Genomic DNA, 12761 nt, shown 5'->3' with positions numbered 1-12761 from the left:
AAATAAATAGTTGCGCATAAAATGTATAAATTTCAAGGAGAGTAGGTAGGATGGCAAATAGAAAATTGCGTATAATGGTAGCTAAGCCAGGTTTAGATGGGCATGATAGGGGGGCTAGGATCCTGGCTAGATTTTTTAGGGATTCAGGTTATGAGGTGATTTACACGGGATGTCACCAGACACCTGAGCAGATTGTTGAGGCAGCGCTGCAAGAAGATGTGGACTTGATCGGCCTTAGCTGTCTCTCTGGTGCCCATAAGGAACTTTTCCCAAAAGTGGTTAAGTTGCTTAAAGAAAAAGGGGCAGACGATATAGTTGTTATAGGTGGAGGTATTATACCTGAACAGGATTTTCAATATCTCTATGATCATGGAATTAAGGCCGTGTTTACTCCAGGGACTCCACTTGAAGAGATAAAGAAGTGGATAGATGAGAATGTAAAGGTTAGAGAAGAGCTTGTGTAAGAATATTTAAGGTGGATTATATGGATCAGCAAAAATTAGAAAAAATCTTAAATCGCATACGGGAGGGGGATGTTAGGGTTGTTTCTCGTCTTATAAGAAATTTAGAAGACAGGATACCAGAGGCCAAGGAGGTTATTAAGTATATTTATCCGCATACTGGACAGGCACGTGTAGTTGGCATAACAGGCGCACCAGGTGCGGGAAAATCAACAATTACAGATTTTTTGATAAGTTCATATAGAAAACAGGGAAAGACCGTTGGTGTTTTAGCAGTTGATCCCACTTCTCCATTTACTGGTGGAGCGCTTTTAGGCGATAGGGTGAGGATGCAAGATCATGCTGGTGATAGTGGTGTATTTATAAGGAGCCTGGCTACCAGAGGTGCTTTAGGAGGACTTTCTGCTGCTGTTGAAGATGCAATACATGTGCTGGATGTAATGGGAAAAGATGTAATAATTATTGAAACAGTTGGAACTGGACAGTCGGAAGTTGATATTATGAATAATGCGCATACAATTTTGGTTGTCTTAACTCCTGGCATGGGAGATGATGTTCAGACTATTAAGGCTGGTATTATGGAAATAGCGGACATATTTGTAATTAATAAGGGTGATCAGCCTAATGCAGCAAAATTATACATGGACCTTATGCGAGCCTTGGATATGATGCAGGAATGTCCAGGGGGATGGAAACCTCCTATTGTTAAATTAGGGACCACGGCAAATCCAATAAAATATGCAGAAGAAATAGATGAATTGAGAAAAAAGATAGATGAACATCTAAAGTTTTTAGAGGATGAAAAGATCTTTGAACAAAGAGAAAAAAGAAAAGCCAGGGTGCAACTTATCAATGCAATTGAATCTCAGGTCCTTGTACCAATAATAGATTCTTTAGAAAAGGATGGCACACTGCAAAATATGGTAGAAAAGATAGCAAAAAAACAGGTGAGTGCACATGAATTTGCTGAGGAAATAAAAAATATGTTTTGTAAGAAGCAATAGGAAAAATGTTGCTTCTTAATCTAAACAATGTTTAGATACACATAATAAAATCGCAAAGTTGTAATGTAATAGAAGTAATATTTAAGGTTTAAAATTAAAAACATAAAGGAGTGGGTGTATGGCAATGCAAGACTATTACAAGAAGGTTATGGAAATTAACCAAATGGCTGACTTAGAAGCCAGAGACAAGGCAGCCAAAGCATTTTTTGATGACTTAAACAAGGCTGAGCTCCCAGAATATTTTAACTGGGCAGAGGAAATCTTTGAGGGATTGCATGTAAAAGAGAGGGGAGAGCAGGATGCACTTATCTGGGTGAATTTGGAGAATGGAGAGGATAAAAAATTTACCTATGTTGAATTAGCAGCAAATGGTAATAAGGTGCTTAATTTTCTCAGGAAAAGCGGTGTTAATCAAGGTGATAATATGTATATGATGATTCCCATTGTTCCTGAGACCTGGTTTGCATCCTTTGCCTGTCTTAAAGGTGGACTGATAATTGTTCCCACTGCAACTACCATGACAGCTAGAGAACTTGAGTTCAGATTTGAAACCTATCCACCTGATGTAATTGTAGCAGATGAGGCCTCAGCTGCAGTAATGGATGAGACCTTAAAGGCAACAGGAAAGGAACCAAAGGTAAAGCTTGTACTGGGTCAAAGGGACGGATGGACATCCTATAGTGAAGTGGAGAAGGAATCTGGTGAAGCTGAAGGAGCAAAGATAAAGAAAGATGACATTTTATTTTGTTTCTTTACATCAGGTACCACTGGTTTACCAAAGAGGGTGGGACATTCAGCTACCTCATATCCAGTTGGTCATTTGTCTACCTCTGTTATGATTGGTGTTGCACCTGGAGATATTCATCATAATCTGTCTGCTCCTGGATGGGCAAAATGGGCATGGAGTAGCTTTTTTGCTCCTTTAAATGTAGGTGCCACTGCAACAGGATTTTTCTTTAAGGCATTGGACGGAAACAAATACCTTGAGGCTATTTCAAAATATAAGGTTAATGTCTTCTGTGCACCTCCCACAGCCTGGCGGATGTTTATTAATCTGGACTTGGATAAGTTTGATTTTTCAGCACTTAAATATTCAGTGAGTGCAGGTGAGCCTTTGAATCCAGAAGTGATTAATCAATGGAAAAAGGCAACAAATACCGAGATCAGAGATTTTTATGGGCAAACAGAATCCACAGCCATGATTGGAAATCCACCATGGATGGAAGGGAAGATGAGGGCAGGTTCCTTTGGCAGACCATCTTATATGTACGATATGGTCCTTGTAGATGATGATGGCAATGAAGTTACAAAGCCAAATGAAACAGGACATATTTGTGTGAGACTTAAAAATTGGAGGGCAATTGGCCTGTTTACTGAGTATATTGGCAATCCAGAGAAGATGAAAGAGGTGTTTGTTGGTGATTATTACTACACTGGTGATAGGGCATATTTTGATGAGGACAACTACTGGTGGTTTGTTGGAAGGGCAGATGATGTTATTAAGTCATCTGACTATCGTGTTGGACCATTTGAAGTTGAAAGTGCCCTTGTTGAACACGCAGCAGTTGCAGAGGCTGCAGTTGTAGGTTCTCCAGATCCCCACAGATATCAGTTGGTAAAGGCCTTTGTGATTTTAAATGAAGGTTACACACCTTCAAAAGAGCTTGCCCTGGAACTTTTTAAACACACTATAGATGTGCTTGCTAAGTTTAAGATACCCAGAATAATCCAGTTTGTCGATGAATTACCCAAGACCATAAGTGGCAAGATTAGAAGGATTGAACTCAGAGAACAGGAGATCAAGAAAAAAGAGCAGGGCGTTGAAAGGGGTGAAAACGAATACTTTTATTGGGACTTTCCAGAACTAAGCTCTAGAAATAAAAAATAAATTTATTAATTAATGGGGGCTAAAACGCCCCCATTTTATTAATTACAATGAGTTAAAAGCGTTGTGTCTTTAAATGGGGAACACTACGCAATTAAGGTAGGGGGAGATAAAAATTTTAATGAGAAAAAGTAAAAGGAGAGGTGTATGGCTCATGGAACACTTAAACCAAGATGGGGACAGCCCTTAACAGGAATCATTTCTTTTATTTGTTTCTTTATAATTGCGTGGATCACATGGTTTATATTTAGTGATCCCAGAGGAATATTTAAATGGTTTCCATACCCATTTGTAATGTATCTGGCCATGATGATTTTGGTTGGTCTATGGCAGCATATGTTTTTTGGGGACTGGCCATTTCAAAACCTAAAGCAACCAGTTAAAGGCATTGTAATGACCATTGCCAATATTGTATTGGTATGGTTTGTAATAGACATTATTTTTTACCGTGTGCTCGGGATTGGTTTTAATTTCTTAAGTTACTATAAATTGGCAGCACTTGGAAAACCAGGAAAATTGGCGCAGGTAGCAGTTGTGTGTTTTGTGCTTATTGGATTTTATACATATCCTGTGGTTACAATATTTTTTGGAAAGTGGCCAATTCAGCCAAGTAATTTAAAGCAGCCACAGGCAGGTCTAGCGGAAATTGGCTGGTGCTCTCTCATTACTCTATTTTTCTATACAATATTAATTGTACCTTTTTTTGGCCTAATTTTTAAAACTCCTGCCCTAGCAACTCCCTGGTGGACAAAAATTGGAGGAACTCCACATGTTCACTGGGTATTTGGATGGTGGGAATGGGCGATTATTATTTTATTTTTAACTCCTAATGTATGGAGAATGAAGCCTTGGAGCGCAATGCAAATACCCCAGCCCTGGAAGGGAATTATCTCAATGGGAATTTCCTTTATAGGTGGATATGTAATTGCGATTATATGTACAAAAATAGCCCACCTCTGGGTACCCCATGAGACTTTTCATCACCTTGAAGAGGCCAAGGGGGCCTCTGAAGTTGCCAGGTTTTTATGGATACACGCTGCAGAGATTGCAGGTTTTACCTTGATTCCATTTTTAATATGGCATCACTATTTTGATGACATGGTACCTATGAAAGATGTGGACAGTTGGGCTGCATTTTTCTTCAGAACTGTTGGGGTATTAGTGCTGTGTGGTATTAATTACTGGTTTTTCTATTTTGCAAACTTTGGACATTGGGGCCTTGGTAACCACCATATGGCTGAGCTTTCCCACCGCTTCCCACACGGTGAATCATTGGTATGGAATTTTTGGTGGATTATCCCACTTCTTTTCAATGAGTGGTTTTTCCACAAATGGCCATTTTATGTATCTGAAGAATAAATTAAGGGGCCATATGGCCCCTTTTTTTATAAAAGACTATTAAAAAAATCCAATTAATTCTTCCGCCTTATTTGTTAAAGTCAATAAAATATTTGCACTTTAGGATCCTCAAAATTCCCCACCTCAGATTAATTTTTTTGTTTTTGTAAATATTTTATTTGATAACCTTTATCTGCTATTTTTAAGCTGATAAACTCTTTATAAGACTAAGTCCATTAGATAGATTAGGTTTCGATTTACTTTTGTTCAAAATAACCAGTATAACTGGCTTTATCTAAAATATGTGGAGTGATTACATCTATCAGCTCTTCATAAGAGGGATTATCACGAATATCTATTTTTTCACAGTCAAGGGCATATATGGTTGTTACATAAGGATGTTTGCCCGTGCCTCTGGGTGGTTGAGGTCCACCGTATCCCTTAAATCCAAACGAATTTATAAGTTCCCTGCAAGATGCACACTTGTTTGACAGAGAAAAGCCCTCTTCTAGCTTGGTTAAATCTTTGGGGATATTGATAACTGCCCAATGGAGCCAGTTTCTGGCAATTGGATGAGGGTCAACCATAATTAAAGCAAAGGACTTTGTGTTTTCTGGTGTATTTTCCCAGCTAAACTCTGGGGATATGTTTTGGCCACCAATGGTCTTCATTACATATTTTTTGGGCATCATCCCTTCATCTGGATATGAATTGCTTTTAATTACCATCTTTCCACCTCCTATTGCGTTATCTATTCCCAGAAAAACAAATAAAATTATGCATATGATTTTTTTCATAACCATATCCTTTTTTTTATTTTTTTGAAATAGCTTCTATAAACTCTCTATGTCTTTTTTTATACGGTGGATGTTTGAAAAATGCAGAGCCAGAGACAACTACATTTGCGCCTGCTTCAATAATGGACTTTACATTTTCTAGAGTAACTCCTCCATCTACCTGAATCAGGGTGTCCAGCCTCTGCTGATCAATCATTTTCCTTAGTTTTTTTATTTTTTGGATAGAATATGGGATAAATTTTTGTCCCCCAAATCCTGGGTTTACGCTCATTATAAGGACCATGTAGAGTTTTGGCAATATATATTCAATTATTTCCACGGGAGTATGTGGATTTAGGGCTACTGCTGGTTTTATCCCTAGCTCTGATATCCTACTTACAACTGAGTCCAAATGGATACAAGCTTCAGCATGGACACAAAGGAGATCAGCACCAGCCTCTTTGAAATCTTTAAGGTATATTTCAGGACTTTCAATCATTAGATGCACATCAAAAAAAAGGGAGGTTTTGGGTCTGCATTTTTTGATAATTGGTGGCCCTAAGGTGATGTTGGGGACAAAATGTCCATCCATAACATCCCAGTGGACCCATTTTATATCTGCCTCCTCAAGGCCTTTTAATTCCTGTTCAAGATTGGCAAAATCACATGAGAGGAGTGAAGGTGATAAAATAAAATTATTTTGCATAAGTGCTCCTTTTAAAGAGGTTGATAAACCTTGGCAAAAAAGAGGTTGACTCTCAAGATTTCTCTCTATATCCCTTAGTTGCACAGGTCAAGGATTTACATGACCAAAAGGTTTTGATTGTTTATCTGCATGATCGTATATTTGATGTGTGTATTGTTATAAAGTTTTAATAAATTAAGTCAAAACAAATAGTTATAGGTTTTGGCTTGTTTTGGAGGAAAGATAATGGTCAGTAGAAGAGAGCTTGCAAATGCAATAAGGGCCTTATCCATGGATGCTATACAAAAGGCCAATTCAGGACATCCTGGAGCACCCATGGGAATGGCAGATATTGCAGAAGTATTGTGGAGGGATTTTGTCAGGCATAATCCTCAAAATCCAAAATGGCCAAACAGGGATAGGGTCATTTTATCAAATGGTCACGCATCTATGCTTTTGTATTCTGTCCTGCATTTAACAGGATATGATTTAACCATAGAAGATATAAAAAATTTTAGGCAACTTGGATCAAAGACACCAGGTCATCCTGAATATGGTATTACCCCAGGGGTTGAGACAACTACTGGTCCCCTTGGACAAGGACTTGCCAATGCAGTTGGAATGGCATTGGCTGAAAAGATCTTGGCAGCCACTTTTAATAAACATGATGTTAAAATAGTAGATCATTACACATATGTGCTCTTAGGTGATGGATGTCTTATGGAAGGTATATCCCATGAGGCATGTTCCCTTGCAGCCACATGGGGACTTGGAAAGTTAATAGCCCTTTATGATGATAATGGAATTACTATTGATGGACCTACTGAAAAATGGTTTACAGAAGATATAAAAAAGAGATTTGAATCTTATGGATGGCATGTAATATGTGACGTTGATGGACACAATCCAGATGAAATTTATAGGGCAATTGATCTGGCCAGAAAAGAGCTAGATAGACCATCTTTAATTTGTTTTAAGACCCAGATTGGATTTGGTTCACCTAATCTTGCTGGAAGTGAAAAGACCCATGGAGCTCCGTTGGGTGAAGAAGAGGTTAAGGCTGCTAAAAAAAATTTGGGCTGGAAATATGCACCTTTTGAGATCCCAGAGCATATTTATAAGGCCTGGGATGCAAGGGAAAAAGGAAAAAAATTAGAAGATAACTGGAATAAAGAGTTTGAGAAATATAAAAATCTATATCCTGAAGAGGCAAAGGAATTTTTAAGGAGGATAAATAGAGAGCTACCATCAAATTTTACTGAGGTTTTTGAAAAATATGTGGAAGAATTTCTACAAGATAAAAAAGATATTGCCACAAGAAAGGCATCAGGGATTATCTTGGATAAACTGGCAGCTAACCTTCCAGAATTAATTGGAGGCTCAGCAGATTTAAGTGGTTCTAATAATACCAAACACTCTAGGTCTGTAGTTTACACCAAAGATTCACCCAGAGCCAATTATCTCCATTTTGGTGTAAGGGAATTTGCAATGGCAGGAATTATGAATGGCCTGGCTCTTTATAGTGGATTTATACCCTATGGTGGAACCTTTTTAGTATTTTCAGATTACATGAGAAATGCAATAAGGCTATCTTCCTTAATGGAACTTAAGGTCTTATATATATTAACCCATGATTCTATAGGTGTTGGTGAGGATGGACCAACACACCAGCCAATTGAGCATGTCTCATCTCTCAGACTTATACCTGATTTGAAGGTATTTAGACCCTGCGACATTGTAGAGTGTGCAGCTGCTTATTATCATGCACTTTGTGAACATAGCGGTCCAATGGCACTCATCCTATCCAGACAGGGGTTAAAAAAACAATTAAATAAAAGAGAACAATATGAGGGTGCGAAAAAAGGTGGATATATTCTTTTAAGAGAAAATGGAGATTATCCAAAGGTAATATTAATAGCCACTGGTTCAGAAGTTGGTATATGTGTTGAGGCTGCAACTATCTTAAATAAAGAAGGTATTCCAACAAGGGTAGTTTCAATGGTCTGTACAGAACTCTTTGATGAACAGGATAGCTCATATAAGGATATGGTACTGGACAAAAGGGCTACACTTGTAGTAGCTGTGGAAGCGGGTTCATCTGATTTATGGTATAAATATGTTGGGGATAAGGGATTTGTCCTAGGTATAGATGAATTTGGGAAATCTGCGCCTGGAAGGGTATTGTTCAAACACTACGGTTTTGTGGCAGAAAATATAGTAAATAAAATAAAAGAGAGAATTTAGCTAAAATGGGATTTTTATCTGCATCTTTTGGGCTAACCAGATATAGGGTGTTAGGAGAAGCAGACTCTGAGCTCTGGGAGAAGATCCCAGGGCTCTTAAAGGAATTTTCCTTCAATGATATTGATGACGTAACAGATGAAGTGAGTTTTGGGTGGGTATCATTTGACAATATGTTAGATAATAAATTTGAACTTTCATCTCCATTTAAAGGTGAATATGTCTGTTTTTCTCTGAGGATAGATAAGAGGAAAATACCACCTGCGGTATTTAAAAAATATTATCAAATGGCAATTCAAGAGGTCTTGGGCAATGAACAAGGGGATGTAAAATATTTGTCCAGGGCAAAAAAGCAGGAAATAAAAGAAAATTTAAGGATAAAGCTTCTTAGTAAGACCCTTGCTGTTCCATCAGTAACAGATGTTGTATGGAATTTTTCTAAAGGGATTTTATTTCTATCCACTACAAATAAATCCACCAAAGAGATCTTTGTTGAGCTTTTTCAAAAGACCTTTAATCTACCCCTTCAACTAATCACCCCTTATGAGATGGGAAAAAAACTTGAACAAAAATTGGGAATTGATTTAGATAAATATCAAACTGATATATATGCTGTGTAGAATTTTTTTTAAGCTCAAATAGTCCTTCCTTAAGAAACACATTTAGCAAAGGCTATGACAGAAATTATTAAAAATCAGATAATGGGATAAAGATATGTCAGTTGTTAATTTTAATACTACTAATCAGACCTGGAGGCAGATTTTAGCAAATGGATTGATTTATAGAGTGCCTAGATTTCAAAGGGATTATAGCTGGAGCCAAGATGAATGGGAGGATTTGTGGTTGGATATTGAAAATATGTTTGGGCCAGACGGAGAGATAGCTCACTATATGGGATATCTTGTGTTTCAAAGCAAAGACCAAAGGGTCTTTGAAATAATTGATGGTCAACAGCGGCTTACTACTTTGAGTCTGTTAGCTTTAGCGGTTTTAAAACATCTAAAAGAATTCATAGAACAGGGAATTGAACCAGAAAACAACAGAAGAAGAGAAGAACAGCTTAGGAATACCTATATTGGATATCTTGATCCTGTTACTTTAGTGGCTCAACCCAAACTTTCTTTAAATAGAAATAATGATGGATTTTATAGAGATAAATTAGTTCCTTTGGAAAAACTTCCCCAAAGAGGCCTTTCAGTATCTGAGAGGTTGTTAAAAAAAGGTTTTGAATGGTTTTATAAAAAATTGAAGGACACTTATGCTAGAAATAAAAATGGGCAGGAACTCGCCAAATTTCTCACAGACATATCTGACAAGCTGTTTTTTACTGTTATCACAGTAACTGATGAACTTAACGCCTTTAGGGTCTTTGAAACATTAAATGCTAGAGGCGTTAGACTTTCTCCCACAGACCTTTTGAAGAATTATCTTTTTTCTGTAGTGTATGGACAGGGAGCACATGATACAGAAGTAGATGCACTTGAACGTAGATGGAGTGCAATGGTAGAGAAACTAGGCAGTGAAGATTTCCCCTCCTTTTTAAGAACATATTGGAATAGTCGTAATAGTTTTGTTAGAGAAGCGGAGCTTTTTAAGACTATTAGAAAATCTACTCCAGATAAAAAAAGTGTATTTGAACTTATAAGAAAAATGGAAGAAGATATTGATGTATATGTAGCACTTGGTAATCCTGAAGATAATGTATGGAATATAAAACAGAGACGATATATTCGTGAACTTAAGATGTTTAGGGTGCGTCAGCCCTGGCCTTTAATTCTTTCTTGCTATAGAGTTTTCGATGAAAAAGATCTAGAACAAATACTAAGATGCGTTAGTATAATTTCATTTCGCTATAATGTAATATCTAGTCTAGCAACAAATATTCAGGAGAGGATATATAATAAAGTAGCCCGAAATATTTCAGAAAAAAATATACGAGAAACAAGAGAAATTATAAATGCATTAAAAGATATATATGTTCCAGATCAGCGCTTTGAGCCTGCATTTGCAGAAAAGATTTTAAAAACTTCTTCATCAAGAAATAAGAGAATTGCTAGATATATACTTTTTGCAATGGAGAAGCATTTGACAGGTAAAGATTATGATATGGAAAGTCCGAAATACACACTTGAACATATATTACCAGAAAATCCAGAAGATGGATGGGATGAATTTACAGATAATCAACTAGAAGCGGCAATTTATCGTCTGGGTAATTTTACTATTTTAGAAGCAGAATTAAATCGTGAAGTGGGTAATAAAGATTTTCAACAAAAGCGAGAAATTTATCAAAAAAGCGATTTTGAGATAACTCGCCGTATTGCTGAAGAAAATGAAAAATGGAATATGTCTCGCCTTGCGCAAAGGCAACTATGGATGGCAAAACAGGCCAAGTCTATCTGGAACATAGCGCAATATAACGTGATTAGTGATTAGCTGGTGTAGTGGTGTAGTGGTTATTGGTATAGTGGTGTATTGGTGTAGTGGTTATTGGTGGGGTGGTTCATTCCTTTTTCTGTTCCCGAATCACAAATCACGAATCACTATCCCACTTTCCTCTTTTTTAAAAATTTGTCCCTGCATTCATAAGAACAAAAGTAATAGGTCTTATCTCCATCTTTGACTCGTATATCTGAATTTATGGACACATAAGTGTTGCAAATAGGGTCTTTTACCATTTCACCAGCCTTAATTTTTTTGGAGATATCTTCTTTAACCTTGTGTTTTTTTTCTCCAGTAATGAGCTTATAGAGTAAATAGCCTGCTATAAAAACTATTATTAATTTAAGCATAAATTATCTCCCTGAGTCTTAGGGTTAGTCATATTGCCAGATCCTATTGCCTTTTAATTTGTAATTCAACTGTTCCAGATAGGGTTTTATTTTTTTCCCTGTTGGTGTGGTTAATTGAGGTTCTATTTCTAATAAGGGAATTAATACAAAGGCCCTCTCAAGCATCCTTGGATGGGGTAAGGTAAGTTCAGATGTGTGGGTAATATGTTTGTCAAACAGGATTAAGTCTAAATCAATTATCCTAGGGCCCCATCTAATATCCCTTTTTCTTCCCATCATATTCTCAATCTTGAGTAATTTTTGTAAAAGGGTTATAGGTGTAAACCCAATTACATTGACTTTAATTACTTGATTTGCGAACCATGGTTGATCTTTTAACCCCTGGGGCTCTGTTTTATAAATAGATGAGGTCTTTATTATTTTTATTTTTGATTCTTTTTTTATATGCTCTATTGCGATATAAAGATTTTCTGTAGGTTTTCCCATGTTTGATCCAAGGGAAATATAGGCTGTGGCCATTTTATTTGTCCCTGAGTTAAAGTTATGCACAAATCAAAAAAGGTTCTATTAAATCCGCTCCTTGATAGGTATATCGAACACCTCATAGTGGTCAAGGGTTTAGCTGAAAATTCCATCTCTTCCTATGAATCAGATCTTGTGAGTTTTTTGGAATTTTTAGAAGAAAAAGGGGTAAAATTAACCGAGGTCAATGAGGATATTTTGTTTTTGTTTTTCTTAAGCCTAAAACAAAAGGGGCTCTCTAATAAGACCCTCTCCAGGATGCTCAGCTCTATTAGGGGATTTTTTGATTTTTTGGTATCAGACAATGTTATGGATAAAAATCCTGCTCGTCTCTTTGAAGGGCCAAAATATACCAGGACCTTGCCTGATGTGTTGACCAAAGATGAGGTGTTTTCTTTAATAGAAGCACCAGATGTAAACACCAAGTATGGCTTTAGGGACAGGGTATTGTTAGAACTTATGTATGGATCTGGGCTCAGGGTATCTGAAGTGTGCATTTTAAATTTATTTGATATAGATTTTGAAGGGGGTTTTTTAAGGGTAACAGGGAAGGGAGATAAACAGAGGATAGTTCCTGTTCATATTGATGGACTTAAACTTTTAGAGGAATATATAGAAAATATTCGTCCAAGATTTTCACCAAAGACAGACAATGTTTTTTTGAATAGATTTGGAAGACCAATAAGCAGGCAGGCCATATGGAAGATAATAAAATATTATGCAAAAAAGGTAGGAATAACAAAAAATATATATCCCCATACCTTAAGGCATTGTTTTGCAACTCACCTTTTAGAGGGTGGAGCTGATCTCAGGTCTGTTCAAATTTTGCTGGGGCATTCTGATATCTCTACAACAGAGATATACACTCATGTCCAGACCTCAACAATTATTGAGATGCACAAAAAATATCATCCAAGGGCTTAACTAATATGAACCAGAGAAAAAAAATTAAGGCTGAAACCATTATTACCTGTCATATGAATGCTGACTTTGACTGTATTTCTTCAATGGTAGCCGCAGGTAAACTCTACCCAGGGGCTGTTTTGGTCTTTCCTGG

The 12761-nt window shown here is 36.9% G+C and carries 12 protein-coding genes; 8 read left to right on the top strand and 4 right to left on the bottom strand.

The features are described 5' to 3' along the window. The first annotated feature begins 50 nt into the window (after positions 1-50). From ACY2V1_RS07420 to ACY2V1_RS07405, 4 genes are all read left to right on the top strand, one after another. The gene (locus ACY2V1_RS07420; RefSeq protein WP_461834163.1) at positions 51-464 is read left to right on the top strand and encodes a cobalamin B12-binding domain-containing protein; all 414 of its coding nucleotides are present in this window, start codon (positions 51-53) and stop codon (positions 462-464) included. Between the two features lie 20 nt (positions 465-484). Continuing rightward, positions 485-1465, top strand: a complete 981-nt coding sequence (gene meaB / locus ACY2V1_RS07415) for a methylmalonyl Co-A mutase-associated GTPase MeaB (RefSeq protein ID WP_461834162.1) — start codon at positions 485-487, stop codon at positions 1463-1465. 118 nt (positions 1466-1583) lie between these two features. Beyond that, complete coding sequence (locus ACY2V1_RS07410; protein ID WP_461834161.1) at positions 1584-3353, top strand: AMP-binding protein; 1770 nt, start codon at positions 1584-1586, stop codon at positions 3351-3353. Between the two features lie 144 nt (positions 3354-3497). Next, positions 3498-4709 (top strand): hypothetical protein, encoded by a 1212-nt coding sequence (locus tag ACY2V1_RS07405; protein ID WP_461834160.1) that lies wholly within the window; start codon positions 3498-3500, stop codon positions 4707-4709. A 236-nt stretch (positions 4710-4945) separates the two neighbouring features. Here the strand turns inward: ACY2V1_RS07405 and ACY2V1_RS07400 are convergent, their stop codons facing one another. Both ACY2V1_RS07400 and rpe read right to left on the bottom strand, forming a co-directional pair. Further along, the gene (locus ACY2V1_RS07400; protein ID WP_461834159.1) at positions 4946-5485 is read right to left on the bottom strand and encodes a YbhB/YbcL family Raf kinase inhibitor-like protein; all 540 of its coding nucleotides are present in this window, start codon (positions 5483-5485) and stop codon (positions 4946-4948) included. A gap of 16 nt (positions 5486-5501) precedes the next feature. Then, positions 5502-6170, bottom strand: coding sequence for a ribulose-phosphate 3-epimerase (gene rpe, locus ACY2V1_RS07395; protein WP_461834158.1), 669 nt, complete (start codon positions 6168-6170; stop codon positions 5502-5504). A gap of 225 nt (positions 6171-6395) precedes the next feature. Here rpe and tkt point away from each other — a divergent pair, with 225 nt between their 5' ends. The 3 genes from tkt (at position 6396) to ACY2V1_RS07380 (ending at position 10826) form a co-directional block, all read left to right on the top strand. After that, entirely contained in the window at positions 6396-8393 is a 1998-nt protein-coding gene (gene tkt, locus ACY2V1_RS07390) for a transketolase (RefSeq protein ID WP_461834157.1), read from the top strand. 5 nt (positions 8394-8398) lie between these two features. Next, positions 8399-9010, top strand: coding sequence for a recombination-associated protein RdgC (gene rdgC / locus ACY2V1_RS07385; RefSeq protein WP_461834156.1), 612 nt, complete (start codon positions 8399-8401; stop codon positions 9008-9010). A gap of 94 nt (positions 9011-9104) precedes the next feature. Continuing rightward, positions 9105-10826: a DUF262 domain-containing protein gene (locus ACY2V1_RS07380; protein WP_461834155.1), complete on the top strand. Its 1722-nt coding sequence runs from the start codon at positions 9105-9107 to the stop codon at positions 10824-10826. Between the two features lie 107 nt (positions 10827-10933). On the opposite strand, the gene ACY2V1_RS07375 is transcribed toward ACY2V1_RS07380, so the two are convergent. Both ACY2V1_RS07375 and folK read right to left on the bottom strand, forming a co-directional pair. After that, on the bottom strand, positions 10934-11182 hold the full coding sequence (locus tag ACY2V1_RS07375) for a transcriptional regulator (protein ID WP_461834154.1): 249 nt from the start codon (positions 11180-11182) through the stop codon (positions 10934-10936). Between the two features lie 24 nt (positions 11183-11206). Further along, a complete protein-coding gene (gene folK / locus ACY2V1_RS07370; RefSeq protein WP_461834153.1) occupies positions 11207-11701 on the bottom strand; it encodes a 2-amino-4-hydroxy-6-hydroxymethyldihydropteridine diphosphokinase in 495 nt (164 codons plus the stop codon). 24 nt (positions 11702-11725) lie between these two features. Here folK and xerD point away from each other — a divergent pair, with 24 nt between their 5' ends. Beyond that, positions 11726-12628, top strand: a complete 903-nt coding sequence (gene xerD / locus ACY2V1_RS07365) for a site-specific tyrosine recombinase XerD (RefSeq protein ID WP_461834152.1) — start codon at positions 11726-11728, stop codon at positions 12626-12628. Positions 12629-12761: the final 133 nt, after the last annotated feature.

The sequence above is a fragment of the Desulfothermus sp. genome, assembly GCF_053993635.1.
Note: the sequence above shows the minus strand (reverse complement) of the source record. Positions and strands in the feature narration are given on the sequence as shown.